Origin of the sequence: Bradyrhizobium sp. USDA 241 (genome assembly GCF_049739505.1) — a bacterium.
Taxonomy (GTDB): domain Bacteria; phylum Pseudomonadota; class Alphaproteobacteria; order Rhizobiales; family Xanthobacteraceae; genus Bradyrhizobium; species Bradyrhizobium liaoningense.
Window position 1 is genome coordinate 19,872 of the sequence record NZ_JBMGPZ010000007.1, and the last position, 16,710, is coordinate 36,581.

Genomic DNA, 16,710 nt, shown 5'->3' on the forward strand with positions numbered 1-16,710 from the left:
ACTTGACGGTGCCTCTCCGAGCTCTGTCGGCGCGAGGGCATTGCCGCCTCGATGTATTACGGCTGGTCCAAGGAGTTCCTCGAGGCCAGCAAGCGCCTCCTGGCGGGCGATACGGCGCGAGCTGCGACCTCCGGCGAGGTGAAGGATCTCCGCCGGGAGGCCGCCGCCCTGGGCCGTAGCCGATCTGACCCTGGAAAACCGTCTGCTCAAAAAACGTATGGCCCCGCCCCGTCTGCAAGGGGTCTGATTCGGTTAAAGGAGATCGTGGTCGACTGGGCTGCCCTGGTCACCAATATCAAGCCGAAACGCGAACATCCGACTTTTCGCGTGCGCCTGGCGCTCGGCTTTGCCACCTCATTAAGCTGCAATGCGACATCATAATGCATTCACGCATCTGTCACGGACTCGGCTTATGGCTTCGACATCGTCAAATGACCGAGGATTGATCATGAGCCCTTTGTCAGACATGCTGCGAAGCCTGCGGTGGGATGACTACCGTTACTATCACCGGAGCAGAGTTAATCAGACGCTGCATTTGATCAGCGCTTTCATCTTCCTCGGTTGCTATGCGCTCTTGTTCAAGGACCCGGCAATGGCCGGCCTCGTTGGCTGGCTTGCGATGCTGACGCGGCAGACCGGACATTTCTTCTTCGAGCCGAACGGCTACGATAACGTGAACAAAGTCAGCAACGAGTACAAGGAGGCGGTCAAGGTAGGCTACAACCAGACGCGCAAGATTGTGCTCTTGATAATCTGGGGCCTGGCGCCGTTCGCACTCTACGTCTTCCCGGCGTTTGGCATGTTCGATCCGCCTGTCGGGCGGCTTGACTTCATCCGGCAAGTCGGCACGGTATGGCTCGTTATAGGCATTGGCGGCGGCCTCTTTCGGATGATCCAGCTCTTCGTCACCCGTGACGGCCAGACCGGGCTGGTATGGGTCTTCAAAGTCCTGACGGATCCCCTCCACAACGTCGCGCTGTACTACAAATCGCCGCTCGCGCTGTTGCGCGGCGAGCTGATCGACACATCGATCGCGGACGCCGGCTGGGGCGGTGACGAGGCCGAAAAGGCTCCGCATCTCACCTGAGCGACGCACGTTGAGCGTGTGCTCACCAGATGCCCGCTTGACAAGCGTATCCTTCGGCTGGAATGGTCCGCGCCTGATCTTCACTAAGGACCCCAAGGCGGTGAGCTTTGCGTGGTCGCATCCGCAACGATGATGGGCGCCATGTCCGACGCCGCTGAATAATGAATAGCTGGATCAGAAGGTTTTCGAGAAGGCCGCGCCGGCAAAGTGCGGCCTTCTTGCGTTGCTGGCATTTTCTCGCGGAAGCCAACGAGTTGGGGGATGTCCCGCTCGATGTTGAAGCTGGCAGAGCCGGAGTTCCCGATAATACCACGGAGGGCGGTCTCCGTGCGAGCTATAAAGAGAAGCTGATCGACTCCGCTTATCAATTACAGCGTCATGCGGGCGTGGGCCTGATTCGGCATGCAAGAGAACGATCGGGCGAAGGCACGGTCTGCGATAGCGGCAGGCCGACCACGTTTAGCGAACGAACAGGCTGGGCGGTGCGAATGCCGCTCAGCTACGGGACCGCGGCCTCGTCAGCTTCTCGAAAGCAGGTGAGACCCGCAATGGACTGCAGGGCAGGGTAGCGCGTGCACAAGGCCGAAAAGCCTCGAAAAGACCAATGATGTCGATTAGGGTATTTGGTGTGATTGATCGCCACTTTCGGAAAACTCCTTCCGCTCCGCCCAGTATGTTCGCGGTTCGCGATCGGCGAATAACCGGAACCCGACGCCGGCCAAGCGTCAGCCGTTAGATCACGGCGAAGCCCTCGCTACCCACAAACGGAAGGGCCGCAGATTGCTCTGCGGCCCACCGGATCAAAATATGCTTGTCGGTACTGAAATGGGCAGACCGGCTCTGCCCGCCAGCATTAGCACCGAAGAGGCCCTTCTTCTCCCCGGGCGATTACGGATGGTCACGGGAGGCTCCGTGTCCGGAAAGACATTCGCTGGAGAGAAATTCCTTTCCGATGCTAACGGAGCGGCAAACCGCGAGCGGCGGCGGGATAGCTCTTCCGGTAGTGCGAAGCGCTCGCACCCAAGGCGGCCGAAGCACAAGAACCAGCAACCCGAACGGCTGGCGGAGTGAGGAGGTCTGGCTTTTCCGGGGCGAAGGCCTCGCTATCCATGCGGCAGAAAATGCTCTTTTGCGGACCGCGGGGCTCGGCTGAACCTCCGCGAAAGACCTTTGCTATCGCACTCGGGTGCGACCTCCACCACGCCGGTCGATTGGTCTATTCGGACGGCATGGACCTCAGTAACCCCGCGGCGGCGACTCCGATCGGACGCGGCTGCCGGATCTGCGAACGACCTGCCTGCCGCAGCGGGCATTCCCCTCAGCCGGACGTGCCCTGCAAGTCGACGAAAACCGCAGCGCCTTTGCGCCCTACGCTGTGAGTTGACCGCAGCAATGTGCCGCGGAGACTGTGAACGTCTCCGGAAGCCTTTGTTACAATGACGTCGAGCGATTCCAACCCGAAGCCGCTATCTCGCAGTTTTGCATTCTTCAAACGGCGTCTCATTGACGTTCGGGCCCACGGCAGAGCTGACCCTCGGATCGCGGCGAAGAGCGATCGAGGCGCGGCGGCGTGTGGCCGGTTTGCTTCGGCGCCGCCGGTCAAGACGTCGACCCAGGGCGAAGCGATCTGCACACCATCGCGCCGCACGCCATCGACGAGCTTTCCGATCTTCTTGCCGCGGTCGATGCTGCGCTGGATGCCTTTCGACAGGAACGGCTGCATCCGCGTGTCGTTGAAGAAATCCTTGGGGTTACGTCGCACGAGCGCCGCCGCTGGACCAAGGACGGACGCCTTCCTCAATCCGGGTCCGGATCGTTCCGCCGTGGCCGGCAATCGATCCACTTCGCGCTCCATCCGGCCACAAAAATCGCGGCGCTAGTACCCACTTTTCTTAGATCGTGAGTCGTGATTCAAGGTCGGGATGATACCCGAAGCAAGAGAAGTCCACCTTTCGAGGAAAGATCGCAAGGTGCTTGAGGCGTGTTATCGCTCTCCGGTGACGTTGCAGCGCGATTTGATGCGGGCGCGGATAGTTCTGTTGGCGGCGGATGGGCGCAGTACCCGGTCGATCGCCAAGGAAGTCGGGGTCCAGCCGCGGATTGTCAGCCTTTGGCGGCATCGCTATGCCGACCATGGCCTTGAAGGGCTGCAAGACAAGCCGCGGCCGGGCAAGCAGCCGATCTATACGAAGACGACCGACAAGCGGATTCTGAAGCTGTTGGATAAGCCGCCGCCGCACGGGTTTGCGCGCTGGACCGGTCCTCTGCTGGCCGAGGCGCTGGACGATGTTGACGTCCAATATGTCTGGCGGTTCCTGCGCAGCCACAAGATTGACCTCGCAGCTCGCAAGTCCTGGTGCGAAGGCAACGACCCGAACTTTACGGCCAAAGCCTTTACGGCCAAAGCCGCCGATGTCGTTGGCCTTTACGTCGCCCCGCCGGCGAAGGCTATGTGCTATGCGTGGACGAGAAGCCTTCGATCCAGGCTTTGGAGCGAGCGCAAGGTTATCTGACGTTGCCCAGTGGCCGCGCCTTGACCGGCCAGAGCCACGATTACAAGCGGCATGGCACCACAACATTGTTTGCGGCGCTCGAAGTCGCCACCGGAAAGATCATCGCAACGCATTCAAAACGCCGTCGCCGCGTCGAGTTTCTCGATTTCATGGACAGCCTCACCGCGGCCTTTCCGAACCGCCAGCTTCACGTCATCCTCGACAACCTCAACACCCACAAGAAGAACGAGGACTGGCTTAAGGCCCACCCCAACGTGCAATTTCATTTCACGCCGACAAGTGCGTCCTGGCTCAATCAGGTCGAGGTATGGTTTTCCATCTTGCAGGGGCAGTCGCTCAGCGGCACCTCCTTCACGAGCCTCAAGCAGCTTCAGGAACACATCGATGCCTACGTCAACGCATACAACGACAGAGCCGAGCCCTTCGTCTGGACCAAGAAAAAGGTCCGTCACGCCGCTTCAAAGGCCGCCGTATCACTCAGCTCTGATTCCGGGTACTAGCTAGGCAGCCCGAGACAATCGACGCGTGGCGCAACGAAGACGAGAACCGGCATCGTCAACTTAATCGACCGCCGAGCCGAAGGAGGGGATTCTCAGAGGTCGAGAGTCGGCGATAGCGCTTGTCATGGAGATCTGGCGCCAAGTCGCAAAGGCTCGCTCGCGCGAAGCACGACGGAAGTCGGCGGTGACAGCTCCGGGATAGGGGATGTGGAAAAGGTTCGCGACCTGATCGTGAACTGCCAGAAACCGTTGAGCCTGACGGGACGATTTGAAACGCTTCATGATCCGCTCGCGTCGCGGCGTCGGCTGATGAGAATTATCGGCCCGATTGTTGAGAGCTTTGTGCTGGCCATGTTCGACGTGAAAGCCCATCTTCGCCCTTGCAGCGCCGTACGAACGGAGTTTGTCCGTGATCATCACGCGCGGCGGCGTGCCGGCGGATTTCAAGAGCTTCTTCATGAGCCGCTGCGCAGCGCGCGAGTCTCTTCGGCGCTGGATCAAGACGTCGAGAACGAAGCCATTCTGGTCGACAGCGCGCCAGAGCCAATGTTGTTCGCCCGCGATCGAGATAACGACCTCGTCCAGATGCCATTTGTCACCGCGAGCGGGAGCGCGCTGGCGGATCCGATCGGAGAAACGGCTTGCCGAATTTCCGTCCCCACTGGCGCACGGTTTCATAGGTCACGCCAATGCCACGCGCCGCCAGCATTTCCTCCACTATGCGCAAGCTTAAGGGAAACCGGAAATACAACCAAACGGCATAGCTGATGACTTCCGGCGAGAAGCTATGGCGGCGATAAAGAGGGGCCTTGGCAGTCCGCATGCCGCTCGTCTACCCCCTCCGCCGCTCCAATTCGTTAACTTGACGGTACCCTCGTCGATGCGTCCACGAGTGCGGGTGCGTTCGGTGACGGCCTCATCATAGTGCTTCTTGGACCGATCCAGGCTTTCAACGAGCCGGGCGTGATCCGAGGCCAGAGTGTCGAATTTCTCCCGCTCTGCCTTTAACTCCGCAAGCCGCGTCTTGAGATCCACGAGTGCGCCGCTGCGCGCCCGAAATTTGTAGAAGCCATCTGCCTCGGCCTTGAGATCGATGAGCTTTTGGCTGAGATGAGAAAGGCCTGCACTCGCAGAAAACAGCAATTGTCCGATATCGCCCTTACTTGCCAGAATGCTTTCGCCGCCCTTCTCGAGTGTCTCGTCGTCGAGCGAGAACATGGTGCGATAGGCGTCACGCTCGATGCCGCCGAGTTCGCCGCGAATTGCGCTTTCCGGGATAGGGCGATCATCGGCGTCGAGCAGGCTGTTCTGCGGCCGCTTGATGCGCGCGAACTCCCGCGTTTCACCGCCGAACTCCAGCGCTCCGCCAATCCGCATGGTGGAATAGGGGTGGAGGAAATCGAACGGACTCTGCGTCGCGATTCCGAACAACAAGTCGAGAAACGCGGTAAAGGCGGTCGATTTGCCGGCTTCGTTCGGTCCGTAGATGACATGCAGGTCCGGCTGATCGATGGGCCGTTCGCCGAAATCGATGCTGTGGTCGGTGAATTTCCCGTACCGGGTGAGGTCGAGGCGGCGCAGGCGCATGACTCAGCCGCCCTCGCCGGTAGGCTCAAGGCGCGCCATCACGCTTTCCGCTCCGTCACGCACCAGGCGCGTGAGCGCCTCCCTGAACGACGCCTCGTCGGCGCCGAAGGCGTCGCGGCTTTCCGGCGGGAGCTGCGCTCTTATCTCCTGAGCCATGCCGACGAGTTCGTTCTGGAAGGCGCCGGAGGTGAGTATGTCCTCCTCGATCACGCGGCGGAGCTCGAAGAGCGGATCCTCGGATGGCTCCTCCCAACGCTCGGCCGGACGGCAGACGATCTCCAGCTTCTCAACCCAGCAGGTCCCAATGACCGAGGCTCTGTCGTCCGCTTCCGCCTTCAGCAGATCCGTGTCCCGGCGAATCCGCCAAGCCAACGGAGTTACTCCCTCTATCCTAACCCGCGCGACGAGATGATCTGAATTAACCTTGCTGCGCTTCCTTTCCAAGGCACGCGATATGGCAGACACTAGGGTCTGTACCTAAATAGCGCCACGTGATTCTCTTGCCTACGTGTTGATTCGGGGGCGAGAGAATGCGCGCTGGTTTGTTTTGGCTGAACGACAGGCAATGGGCGCGTATCGAACCGCATCTGCCGAGGGGACTGACGGGGCGGATCGGGACGACGACCGACGCATCGTCAGCGGCATCATTCACATGCTGCAATCGGTGCACGATGGCGTGATTGTCCACGTGAATACGGCCCTTACACGACGATCTACAATCGCTTCAATCGCTGGGCCAAGCGAGGACGATGGTGCGCAATCTTCGAAGCGCTGGCCAAGCCTGGCGAAGACGGCGTCGTACTGTCGCTCGACTCGACCTCGATTAAAGCTCACCGGTGTGCCTCCGGCGGAAAAGGGGGGAGCACAATCAAGCAATCGGCCGCTCGCGCGGAGGCCGCACGACAAAAATCCATGCGCTGAGCGATCCGCTCTGCCGGCCGGTCGTCCTGCATCTGACTCCAGGCCAGGATGCCGATATCGCTGCGGCTCCCGATGTCCTGGCGCTCGCGCCACCCATGAGCGTGCTCCTCGCCGACAAAGGGTATGATGGCGACAAGCTTCGCGGCGAAATCATTCGTCGTGGCGCCAAGCCCGTAATCCCCAATAAATCTAACCGTGTCGTCATCCATCGCTTCAACAAACGCGCCTACAAAGGACGAAATGTCATCGAACGCTGCTTTTGCAGGCTCAAGGACTTCCGGCGCATCGCCACGCGATATGACAAGCTCGCCCGTAAGGCACGCGATATGGCAGACACTAGTACCCGGAATCAGAGCTGAGTGATACGGCGGCCTTTGAAACGGCGTTGACGGACCTTTTTCTTGGTCCAGACGAAGGGCTCGGCTCTGTCGTTGTATGCGTTGACGTAGGCATCGATGTGTTCCTGAAGCTGCTTGAGGCTCGTGAAGGAGGTGCCGCTGAGCGACTGCCCCTGCAAGATGGAAAACCATACTTCGACCTGATTGAGCCATGACGCACTTGTCGGCGTGAAATGAAATTGCACGTTGGGGTGGGCCTTGAGCCAGTCCTCGTTCTTTTTATGGGTGTTGAGGTTGTCGAGGATGACGTGAAGCTTGCGGTTCGGAAAAGCCGCGGTGACGCTGTTCATGAAATCGAGAAACTCGACGCGGCGCCGGCGTTTTGAATGGGTCGCGATGATCTTTCCGGTGGCGACTTCGAGCGCCGCAAACAATGTTGTGGTGCCATGCCGCTTGTAATCGTGGCTTTGGCCGGTCAAGGCGCGGCCATTGGGCAACTTCAGATAACCCTGCGCTCGCTCCAAAGCCTGGATCGAGGGCTTCTCGTCCACGCACAGCACAATGGCCTTCGCCGGCGGCGCGACATAGAGGCCGACAACATCGGCGGCTTTGGCCGTAAAGTTCGGGTCGTTGCTCTCGCACCAGGACTTGCGAGCCACCAGGTCAATCTTGTGGCTGCGCAGGAACCGCCAGACATATTGGACATCGACATCGCCCAGCGCCTCGGCCAGCAGGGGGCCGGTCCAGCGCGCAAACCCTTGCGGTGGCGGCTTATCCAGCAGCTTCAGAATCCGCTTGTCGGTCGTCTTCGTATAGATCGGCTGCTTGCCAGGCCGCGGCTTGTCTTGCAGCCCTTCAAGGCCATGGTCGGCATAGCGATGCCGCCAAAGGCTGACAATCCGCGGCTGGACCCCAACTTCCTTGGCGATCGACCGGGTGCTGCGCCCATCCGCCGCCAACAGAACTATCCGCGCCCGCTTCAAATCGCGCTGCAACGTCACCGGTGAGCGACAGCACGCCTCAAGCACCTTGCGATCTTTCCTCGAAAGGTGGACTTCTCTTGCTTCGGGTATCATCCCGACCTTGAATCACGACTCACGTTCCAAGAAAAGTGGGTACTAGATGGCGCCTTTCAAGCGGGCTTGCAGGAGGTCGATCTTCGCCCGTCCATACATCTGGCGTTTTACGAGCTTTAGTTTAGTGATCTGCCCTTCTGTCTGGCCATTGGACCAAGGCTCGGTGATGGCGGCACGGACGGCGGCTTTGTCCCTGATGATGCCACTCGCAAAAGAGGCGATCAGGCTCAAGCTGGCGGTGGCGATCCACGGATCGAGATCAGCGAAGAGCTTCTTGCGTACCATGGCCTGAAAGCTTTCGACGAGCATGCGGGCTTCGACGAGTGTGGGAACGCGCGCCTCGATGGCGGCGATGGTGATCGTATCTGCTTTGCTGAGATTGTCGCGCGCCGTGGTCATCAATCGTGAGATTGTTCTCGCGGATGGAACGTTTTGCAGTTGTTGATTGGTCGCCTTCTCGGCCCGTCGTCGCCGTGTCGTCCACTCACTGACTACACGCAAGGAGCCTCGGAAGCCTTGCCCTTGCAAACGACGCCAGAGCTCTGCGCCGTTACGGCAGCCCTCGCTCCATTGCGCATCCAGAAAGGGCAAGTGGGCATCGAGCGTGCTTTGCCGGGTCCGGAAGACATCTGTACTCTCGCCGCGACTGACTTGGCGAACGAGTTTACGGCTGTGTCCTGTTCGACGGACAATCTCCTTGAGTGGCACAGCGTCTCTGACGAGCTCCATGATGGCGGCATTCGTCTGCTTGCGCCGGAGATATCCTTCATACTGCAGCCTTTCCGCGCAAGTGAGCAGTTTTGGATTGATCGTCGTCGCACCGATTGCGGCGCGGATTACCCGCATGGAACGGCGCACCGCGTTGAGGAAGGCCGCGCTTGCGTTCTCCATCAGGTGCCAACGGTCGGCGACCTGGACGGCGTCGGGCAGCGCCTTTGCCGCGGCCTCACCGTAGCCGCCGCCACGGTCGCGCGATACGACCCTGATCTCCGGATGGTCGGAAAGCCAAGCCCGCACCGTTGCAATCTCGCGATCTGGAAGCAGGGTTACGATCCGCCGCCTCTCCAGATCGCACACGATTGTTCCGTAGCGATGGTTCTTGCGAAAAGCCCAGTCGTCAATGCCGGCGACGATCAGAGGCTCCGTTCGCGGGCGGGTTCGTCGCCTGACAACCCGAAGCAACGTATCGTTGCTGACCGGCAGCATCAGCCGTTTAGCGAAGCTCGCCGCTGGTCTGCCGCCGAGTGCCAGCCCCAGATGGTGGACGATACATTCCAGCCGTGCCGTCCGGCGCGACCGGGTCGGGAGAATATCGTCCCCGAACCGTTCAGCGAAAATCCGTCGCCGACACTGAGGCACCTCGCAAACGAAGCGCCGCGTGATCACGCGGAGCCGTATTTCCTTCCCGGAACACGGCAAATCCGCGACTCGTCTGTCATATCGGCTATGGCTTCGGCGCGATCTCGCCCCGCACAGTGGGCACCCGGCTGCATCGCCCTCGGATCGGACGGCTAAAATAATCGAGTCAGATGACTCACTTACGCTCTCGATAACCAACCCACTCGGCACAAGCGACGAGATTCGAATACCGACTCGCATGGCTGATTCCCCCGTTGGAGAACCGCAAACTCGGCAGACAAAATCATCAGATGTGAGTCAGACCCCAAAGGGGACCCCTTTGATCGGCGCGTCTTGATGGTAGCGCTCGCGGCGTCGGAGCTGGCCGGGGTTGCGGAGACGGCGCGAGCGCGGGTTGTTTGATCGTCGTCGCGGCCGGAACCAAACGGCGCGACCGAACGCGAAGCGTAAAACTGCGCCTGCTCGATATCTCGCGAACCGCGCGTGCCAAAGGACCGCTCAATCACGAGAGGCTCAAGCAAGGCTACCGCGGCTGTTGAACTCGACGAGCCGTGTGGTGGGGCAAGCCGAGCGCTTCTCCCATGAGATATCCACCGGCGTGAAGCGGGCCAGCGGCATCTTGAAACGGTGGCTACGATGAACCAGAAATCCTCCCCGTCTCACAGGTCCTGACGGCGGACAGCACAGGCTATTACGTGGCCAATGTCGGCCTACGCGATCACCACAAGCCGATTGATATCATCTTTTCGGCGCTGGTGTTTGGCATTTGCCGCGTTTGCCTACAACATCGGGCGGATCACGTTCGCTCTGGACATTCCCTGGGCCTCTACAGCGGTTTTTCTATGTGCAGTTCTGCTGGGCGGCCTATGGAGCCTAATCGGCCGTCCCTGAGCTTCTGTTGCGGCATTCACGGATCGGGGTGCGAGATCCGGACACAGCACGAGCTTGCCCTCGAGACCCCCCGCCTCGAGGCGGCGGTGAGCCTCGGTGACCTCGTTGAAGGAGATCCGCTCGGCGACGCGCGGCCGGATGGCGCGAGTTGCCAAAAGCCCGAACAGCCGCTCCAAGTCATCCTTGAACCAGGTCGGATGTCGCGCCCGCATCGCATTGACCGAGTAAAAGCGAGCGCGCTTGCCGCTGGGCAACAGCCTCCACAGGTACAGGCGCGCAATCTCCATCAGGATGGGGAACATGCCGCGCTGTGCCTGCACACTCGCAGAGAAGCCGATGGCGCAGAGCAGGCCGCCTGGCTTGAGCGCTCCGTATGAGCGGCGATAGCCGTCTTCGCCAATTCCATCGACGACGACGTCGAATCCGCCCGACACGACGCGCGTGAAGTCCTCATGTTCGCAGTCGATCGGCGTTGCCCCCAGCTCTCGGACGAGCACCATGTGCTCGCCGCGCACGGTACCCCACAGCTCGAGACCGGCCAGCCTTCCAAGGATGAGCAGCGCCTGGCCGACAGCGCCAGCGGCGCCGTGCACCAGCACGCGCTGACCTGGCTGCACCCGGGCCGCGCGGTGCAGAAGCTGGTACGCGGTCGTCCAGCTCAAGATCAGGGTGGCCGCCTCCGCTGCGTCTACGTCTATCGGCACGCGGGCCACGTCGTTCGCCCGAAGCGTACGATAATCGGCGTTTGACCCGACCACAGTCATGTCGGCCACGCGGTCGCCAATCTGAAAATCGTGCACGTCCTCACCGAGCTGATCGATTATCCCGACGACGTCGTAACCCATTACGAACGGCGGGCGGAGGCGCATCGTTTGCGGGTATAGGTGGCGCCTGATCAACACCTCGGTGTAATTGAGGCTTGACGCGATTACACGGACCCGCACCTCTCCCCGACCAGCTGTCGGCAGGGGAGCGTCGATCACCTCCAGCCTCTCCGGATCACCGAAGCTGCTGACTTGAACAACTCGATTGCGCAGCTCTATCATGAGTGATCTCCCTGCAATCTCGTAATTCTGCGCAAGGACGGCACCAGTCCGCAGCTGCGCGACGAAAATGAACAACTGAAAGCGCTTTTGGCGCAAACGCAGGCGGCCTTGAGCGAGCATCAGGGGGCGCTGGCGGCGTCGGAAGAAGCCCGACGTCGGCTGGAGGTCATCCTCGGCGAATTGCGCCGCGAAAAGTTCGGCGCGAAGTCCGAGAAGCTGCGGCCAGATCAGTATCACTTACCGTTGGAAGACGTGGAGATCGCGCAGGGCATTCTGGATGCGGCGCAGGAAAGAGCCGAGGCTGTGATCAAGGGCCGCTCGCGGAGCGTGCCGGATCAAGGTTCTCATCGCAATCGCGGCTGTTGCCTGCCCATTTGCCGCGGGTGGAACGGATCATCGAGCCTGCGAGCACGCTCTGTCCGTGCGGTTGCGGCGCCATGACGAAGATCGGCGAGGACGTCAGCAAACGCCTCGACGTGATCCCGGCGCAATGGCGGGTGTTGGTCACGCGCCGCCCGAAATACATCTGTCGCCACTGCTCGGGCCCTGTCGTGCAGGCGCACGCACCGGAGCACGTCGTGCCCAGCGGGCTGCCGACCGAAGCGGCGATTGCGCACGTGATCGTCTCCAAGTTTGGCGACCATACGCCGTTTTACCGCCAGGCCGAGATCTATGCGCGCCAGGGCATCCGACTTGATCGGGCGACACTGGGCAACTGGTCCGGCCGCGCCTGCTTCCATCTTCAGCCCATCGCGGACCACATGCGCCACCGCCTAGCCATGGCGGATCGTCTGTTCATGGACGAAACCACGGCGCCGGTGCTCGATCCCGGGCGTGGCCAAACGAAGAAAGGCTACTTCTAGGCGATCGTCTCCGACGACCGCGGCCACAGCGGTCCAAGTCCGCCGATCGTGCTGTTCCGATATGCCCCCGGTCGCAGCGGTGCCTTTGCGGAGCAGTTCCTGGATGGCTTTTGCGGACACTTCCTGCAATGCGATGCCTATGACGGTTATGACCGGCTAACCGAAGTCGCTCGACCGCAAGGGCCGTGGACGCTCGTGCATTGCTGGAGCCATTTGCGCCGGCGCTTCGTCAAATTGGCCCGTAACAGCAAATCGCCGATCGCCGAGGCCGCCGTTCGGCACATCGCACAGCTTTACGCCATCGAAGCCATGGTGCGCGGCTCATCGCCGGACATCCGGCTGGCCGCGCGTAGGGAGCACTCGCTGCCCATGATCGCCGCGTTAAAGCCTTGGTTCGAGAAACAGCTGTCGATGATCTCCAGCGGTTCGACGCTCGCCGAGGACATCCGCTACGCGCTCAATCACTGGCAGGGGCTGACCCGCTTCCTCGAAGACGGGCGCCTCGAGCTCGACACGAACCCGGTCGAGAACGCCATCCGGCCAGTCTGCCTGACCAGAAAAAATGCTCTCTTCGCCGGGCATGAGGTTGGAGCTGAAAATTGGGCCTTGCTTGCGTCGCTCGTCGCCACCTGCAAGCTCAACGACGTCAACCCGGCCGCCTACATCGCCGAAACACTCGAGGCCATTATCGATGGCCATCCCCATAGCAGAATCGAAGACCTCATGCCGTGGCGATTCCGCAAAGCGTCAAGCCTGCGTCCATAGGGTGACGGCTAAGCGCTTACTGCGCTGCTCGCGATGCTCGGGTTTCTGCGATGTCAGCCATCTCATATGGGCTGGTCCCCACGTCGTCTTGCCCGGATAGATGCGTCCCAGCCGCAGCAGCCTCGCTCGGCGTTCTGGTCTCGAACCTCAAAACGGTCTGGGCTGCGCCGACGACGGATGCTCGCCTCAAGAAGCGGATTGTGCGCACCCTCATCCATGAGGTCGTGGCCGATATAGACAACGCGGCCTCGGAGATCTGCCGCTACTGAGAGGCCGGTTCAATAGAATTACCTATAACCGCCGCCTCCGCGTCAGATGGCGGCTGTTCGCTTAAACCATTTCCTTGGTAGGCCAATGCAGTAGCCGCGGCTACGAAGCTCTGGCTCGGACCTGTTAAGCGTTTCGCAAATGGATTTCACGGGTGAGCCTGCATCAACAAGCTCGCGCAGCAATTCGTCTTCTCGTTTGGTCCAGGGAGGAGAACGGAGAGTCAACTTCAATCCAATTTCTTAGCGTCGGTTTCATGCGTGGAGGAGAGTTGGCGCCCAGACTTGTGCCTGCCTTTCCGTGCTGAGCATCTTGCCAAGCGTTGTCTGCAATCTCGGCGTTCTGGAATGGCGTACAGTCCCAATCAGAGTGGCGCAATCGTTTGGACAACTTCGAGGACGTCTCATAGCGACGACCTCGCCTGTCCTCAGCTATGCATCGCACTCAAAAAGAGTGACAGAGGAACCGCTCCTTCGAAAGCTATACGTTGGCATAGTTGAAGCTAATGCCAGTTGGACCAATCGGACTCACCCAGGCGCTGGCGGACGATCTGTGAGATCGCTGTGCTGCCCTGGAGTTAAGCTAAAGCAATGCGGACGCTTTGTAAGCTGACCCAGTGATATTGGTGCAAGCAGCCGTTGAAGCTAGCAACAGAGCAATTGCGGACGAACAGGAAATCGAAGTTCGGACATGGGTGATCTTATGGAATGACACCCCGGCACTTGTTTGCCAGTGCTGCTGCATCTGAAAATCAAGCGCGCGATGTTGTCAGAGATCGCCTACCTGTGTCTGGCAGGCCGAACCGACCTTATGGGGCGCTGAAAAAGCGCGCGGCCTCTTAAAGGCCGCATTCCGTGTGGTAGGCCAGTACTTGAAAGTGCGAGCATTTCGCCGCGCTACTTGAGACGAGAGGAGGATTTCGATGTTCGAGGCTAAAGACTACCGCGTGTGTTGCCACGACTTCGTCACCCCGACCAACCGCATCATCTACCCGGCGCAGGAGCCCTTACTAACCTACTCTGAGGCCGTCCGGCACGTGCAGGCCGAGCAGGCCAAGGGCTACGTGGTGGCCTGGGTCATCGATCGCACCGGAGCAGGCGCCACCAAATGAGATGGGTGGTTCGAACGCATCGGTTCGACGTTGATCGTAAGCATTGGGGTCGAACCATTTGGGAGCTATGGCTGATTTTGGGTGACGCGGCCTGATCAGGCGGCGTGGCTTTCAGTGTTCGGAATGACTTCGATTCCGTCGATGAACTTTACACCGGCGATGACTTTCGGCAACTGGTTCGTGCTCTTCAATCGCCGCCAGGTCTTCGATGCGGCGTCGATGAGCTTGAACACCATCAGCTTCGCAGTTTGTTGCGACAGCGATCCCTTGGTCCGCACCGTTCGGTGGCGCACCGTGGCGAAGACGCTCTCGATCGGGTTCGAGCTGCGTAGGTGGATCCAGTGCTCAGCAGGGAAGTCGAAGAAGGCGAGCAGCGCATGGCGATCCTTGATCAGGCACTCCACCGCACGTCCGTATTTGACGTGGTATTTCTCGACGAAGACGTCGATCGCGGTTTCAGCTTCGGCCCGGTGTGGGGCCAGATAGATGTTCCGCAGGTCGTTCTTCATGGGGCCCTGCACGGATTTGGCGACCTTGTCGAGTACGTTGCTCACTTTATGGCACCAGCATCGTTGGTGCCGCGTGCCGGGAAAGGCCTCGTCCAGTGCCTTCCAGAAGCCGAGGGCGCCGTCGCCGATGGCGAGTTGCGGGGCAATCCGTAACCCGCGTTGCCGCAGGTCGATCAGGAGTTCGCGCCAGCTCTGCGCGCTCTCGCGCACGCCGACCTGGAAGCCGATCAGCTCCTTCTTGCCTTCCGGCGTGGTGCCAATCAGCACCAGCATGCATTCGCTGTGATCTTCCATGCGGGCCTGCAGGTACACGCCATCGGCCCAGATGTAGACATAGCGACGCGCCGACAGATCGCGTCTCTGCCAGCGTTCGTACTCGACCTGCCAATCGGCCTTCAGGCCGGCGATCACCGAAGGCGACAGGTTCGGCGCATCCTTGCCGAGCAGCGCCGAGAGCGCCTCCTGGAAGTCGCCGGTCGAGATGCCGCGCAAATAGAGGACCGGGATCAAGGCATCCAGGCTCTTCGTCCGCCGCGCCCATAGCGGCAGGATTGCCGAACTGAAGCGGAGGCGGTCGCCTGGCCCGCTCGCTCCGCGGTCGCGGACCTTGGGACGAGCGACCTCCACCGGACCGATGCCGGTCGCAATCTCGCGCACCGGACCGTGCCCATGTCGGACCAGGCGCGCTCGACCGTCGGGCAGCGTCAGATTGGCCGTGCTGGCCAGAAACGCGCCAACCTCGATCTCGATCGCCCTGGCAAGCAGGTCCCGCGCGCCGGCACGAACGATATCGGTCAGTGGATCATCAACCGCGGACGGCTGACGGAAAGCAAGAACATTGGTAGTCTCGGTCATGGCGTATCGCTCTCCTCGAGAGGTTCTGGCAGGCTCGTCACCCGCCTCGATACGCCGCCTTCCTCACACCGTCATCACCCAGATTCCGCCATAGCTCACCATTTGGCCCCAAAGGAGAATATTTTCGTGTTCTGGATGGATGAGGTCGCCGATTGCCTCGAGAAGGTCGGCATAGCTGGGCCCCCGACCTCTTTCGGGGGGCTGCGGCATCGAGCAAGAGGAGAAGACCGTCCTCGGCGTGTCGTCTAACTATTTTTTTGAGCTTGATCACATGATCCCAGCCGCGCCAAAAATGCTGCAAGCCGTTTCCACGCCGAATCACAAGCAGAAGAAAACTCGACCAGGACTCGCGCTGGTCAGCGTCATCAGAAGCTGTGCGCGCTCGACAGGACGATCGAGCCAGTGCGTCGAGGTCTATCCCTGCATAGGTGGACGCGACGAGGCGACGGGAAAGCGCTTGCACGGTGCATTGGAAGGCTTGGGATCCGGCAAGGTTCCGATTCGCGCACTGTACCTCGGCGGTCCCAAACACGAGGGCGCAGAGAGGTCTGTTTCGGGCGCGGGATTTTGGCTGGGACACGAGCCCGTCAGAGCGTTGCCGCCGCCGCTCTGAAATGGTCGGGAAACCTTCTGATAATTATTACTAACCTAACATGTGATCCGCTCCCCTCGGCACTTTTGGAAGATACCCCAACTGCTGTTGCAGGGCAGCCAAAGTTAGACGGGCGGAATCCAATCGCGCAGTCGCCTCCACTAGAGCGTCCCGCGTTTTGTCCGACCGCGCAACCGCTGCGGAGCCAATCTCAAATAGGCTGTTGTTGAGATGCGGTGCCACTTCGCCTCGCAAAGCACGCTTTAAATCGAGTAGGATGCTCGACAGCGCTCGTTGTGCGCACGCGTCCTCTCGTTCCAGGTTTTCCGCCAAGTCGAGCGCCGCGCGATAGTGTCGTATCGCTGCCGCGACTCTGCTTTCGAGATCGGTGTTATCGCTCATCTGCTTTTCTTCCTCGCAAATCGCTGAG

The 16,710-nt window shown here is 60.5% G+C and carries 12 protein-coding genes and 6 pseudogenes; 9 read left to right on the forward strand and 9 right to left on the reverse strand.

The window, feature by feature from the left end; genetic code table 11:
* Positions 1 to 12: 12 nt before the first annotated feature.
* The 3 genes and pseudogenes from ABIF91_RS44285 to ABIF91_RS44295 form a co-directional block, all read left to right on the forward strand.
* Positions 13 to 217: pseudogene (locus ABIF91_RS44285) on the forward strand (IS3 family transposase); the annotation flags it as partial.
* 231 nt (positions 218 to 448) lie between these two features.
* Positions 449 to 1,087 (forward strand): hypothetical protein, encoded by a 639-nt coding sequence (locus ABIF91_RS44290; protein WP_035680285.1) that lies wholly within the window; start codon positions 449 to 451, stop codon positions 1,085 to 1,087.
* A 1,121-nt stretch (positions 1,088 to 2,208) separates the two neighbouring features.
* Positions 2,209 to 2,466, forward strand: coding sequence for a short-chain fatty acyl-CoA regulator family protein (locus ABIF91_RS44295; protein ID WP_225006026.1), 258 nt, complete (start codon positions 2,209 to 2,211; stop codon positions 2,464 to 2,466).
* On the opposite strand, the gene ABIF91_RS44300 is transcribed toward ABIF91_RS44295, so the two are convergent.
* Positions 2,406 to 2,930, reverse strand: coding sequence for a hypothetical protein (locus tag ABIF91_RS44300; protein ID WP_424579890.1), 525 nt, complete (start codon positions 2,928 to 2,930; stop codon positions 2,406 to 2,408). The two genes, ABIF91_RS44295 and ABIF91_RS44300, sit on opposite strands and share 61 nt — an antisense overlap.
* Before the next feature lie 175 nt (positions 2,931 to 3,105).
* Here ABIF91_RS44300 and ABIF91_RS44305 point away from each other — a divergent pair.
* Positions 3,106 to 4,100 (forward strand): annotated as a pseudogene (locus ABIF91_RS44305) (IS630 family transposase).
* Between the two features lie 60 nt (positions 4,101 to 4,160).
* Here the strand turns inward: ABIF91_RS44305 and ABIF91_RS44310 are convergent.
* From ABIF91_RS44310 to ABIF91_RS44320, 3 genes and pseudogenes are all read right to left on the reverse strand, one after another.
* Positions 4,161 to 4,923, reverse strand: a pseudogene (locus ABIF91_RS44310) (IS6 family transposase).
* A complete protein-coding gene (locus tag ABIF91_RS44315; RefSeq protein WP_348522389.1) occupies positions 4,830 to 5,687 on the reverse strand; it encodes an ATP-binding protein in 858 nt (285 codons plus the stop codon). Before ABIF91_RS44315 ends, ABIF91_RS44310 begins: the two are co-directional and overlap by 94 nt.
* Before the next feature lie 3 nt (positions 5,688 to 5,690).
* Positions 5,691 to 6,131, reverse strand: coding sequence for a hypothetical protein (locus tag ABIF91_RS44320; protein WP_424579892.1), 441 nt, complete (start codon positions 6,129 to 6,131; stop codon positions 5,691 to 5,693).
* A 64-nt stretch (positions 6,132 to 6,195) separates the two neighbouring features.
* Between ABIF91_RS44320 and ABIF91_RS44325 the strand changes: the two are divergent.
* A pseudogene (locus ABIF91_RS44325) lies at positions 6,196 to 6,967 on the forward strand (IS5 family transposase).
* Here ABIF91_RS44325 and ABIF91_RS44330 read toward each other — a convergent pair.
* Together ABIF91_RS44330 and ABIF91_RS44335 are read right to left on the reverse strand one after the other, a co-directional pair.
* The gene (locus ABIF91_RS44330) at positions 6,958 to 8,022 is read right to left on the reverse strand and encodes an IS630-like element ISRj1 family transposase (protein ID WP_026192128.1); all 1,065 of its coding nucleotides are present in this window, start codon (positions 8,020 to 8,022) and stop codon (positions 6,958 to 6,960) included. The pseudogene ABIF91_RS44325 and the gene ABIF91_RS44330 sit on opposite strands and share 10 nt — an antisense overlap.
* Positions 8,023 to 8,064: 42 nt before the next feature.
* Positions 8,065 to 9,621, reverse strand: coding sequence for an ISL3 family transposase (locus ABIF91_RS44335; protein ID WP_284278433.1), 1,557 nt, complete (start codon positions 9,619 to 9,621; stop codon positions 8,065 to 8,067).
* A 161-nt stretch (positions 9,622 to 9,782) separates the two neighbouring features.
* Here ABIF91_RS44335 and ABIF91_RS44340 point away from each other — a divergent pair.
* Positions 9,783 to 10,009, forward strand: a pseudogene (locus ABIF91_RS44340) (ISNCY family transposase); the annotation flags it as partial.
* A gap of 151 nt (positions 10,010 to 10,160) precedes the next feature.
* Here ABIF91_RS44340 and ABIF91_RS44345 read toward each other — a convergent pair.
* A complete protein-coding gene (locus ABIF91_RS44345; RefSeq protein WP_081494981.1) occupies positions 10,161 to 11,318 on the reverse strand; it encodes a medium chain dehydrogenase/reductase family protein in 1,158 nt (385 codons plus the stop codon).
* Positions 11,319 to 11,405: 87 nt separating this feature from the next.
* On the opposite strand from ABIF91_RS44345, the pseudogene tnpC reads away from it, so the two are divergent.
* Positions 11,406 to 12,946, forward strand: a pseudogene (gene tnpC / locus ABIF91_RS44350) (IS66 family transposase).
* 1,189 nt (positions 12,947 to 14,135) lie between these two features.
* Entirely contained in the window at positions 14,136 to 14,324 is a 189-nt protein-coding gene (locus ABIF91_RS44355; RefSeq protein ID WP_224518069.1) for a hypothetical protein, read from the forward strand.
* A 95-nt stretch (positions 14,325 to 14,419) separates the two neighbouring features.
* On the opposite strand, the gene ABIF91_RS44360 is transcribed toward ABIF91_RS44355, so the two are convergent.
* Complete coding sequence (locus ABIF91_RS44360; protein ID WP_038952271.1) at positions 14,420 to 15,688, reverse strand: IS256 family transposase; 1,269 nt, start codon at positions 15,686 to 15,688, stop codon at positions 14,420 to 14,422.
* Between the two features lie 238 nt (positions 15,689 to 15,926).
* Here ABIF91_RS44360 and ABIF91_RS44365 point away from each other — a divergent pair, with 238 nt between their 5' ends.
* Positions 15,927 to 16,301, forward strand: coding sequence for a hypothetical protein (locus ABIF91_RS44365; protein ID WP_211434444.1), 375 nt, complete (start codon positions 15,927 to 15,929; stop codon positions 16,299 to 16,301).
* A gap of 30 nt (positions 16,302 to 16,331) precedes the next feature.
* Here the strand turns inward: ABIF91_RS44365 and ABIF91_RS44370 are convergent, their stop codons facing one another.
* On the reverse strand, positions 16,332 to 16,682 hold the full coding sequence (locus ABIF91_RS44370) for a hypothetical protein (RefSeq protein ID WP_028181191.1): 351 nt from the start codon (positions 16,680 to 16,682) through the stop codon (positions 16,332 to 16,334).
* Positions 16,683 to 16,710: the final 28 nt, after the last annotated feature.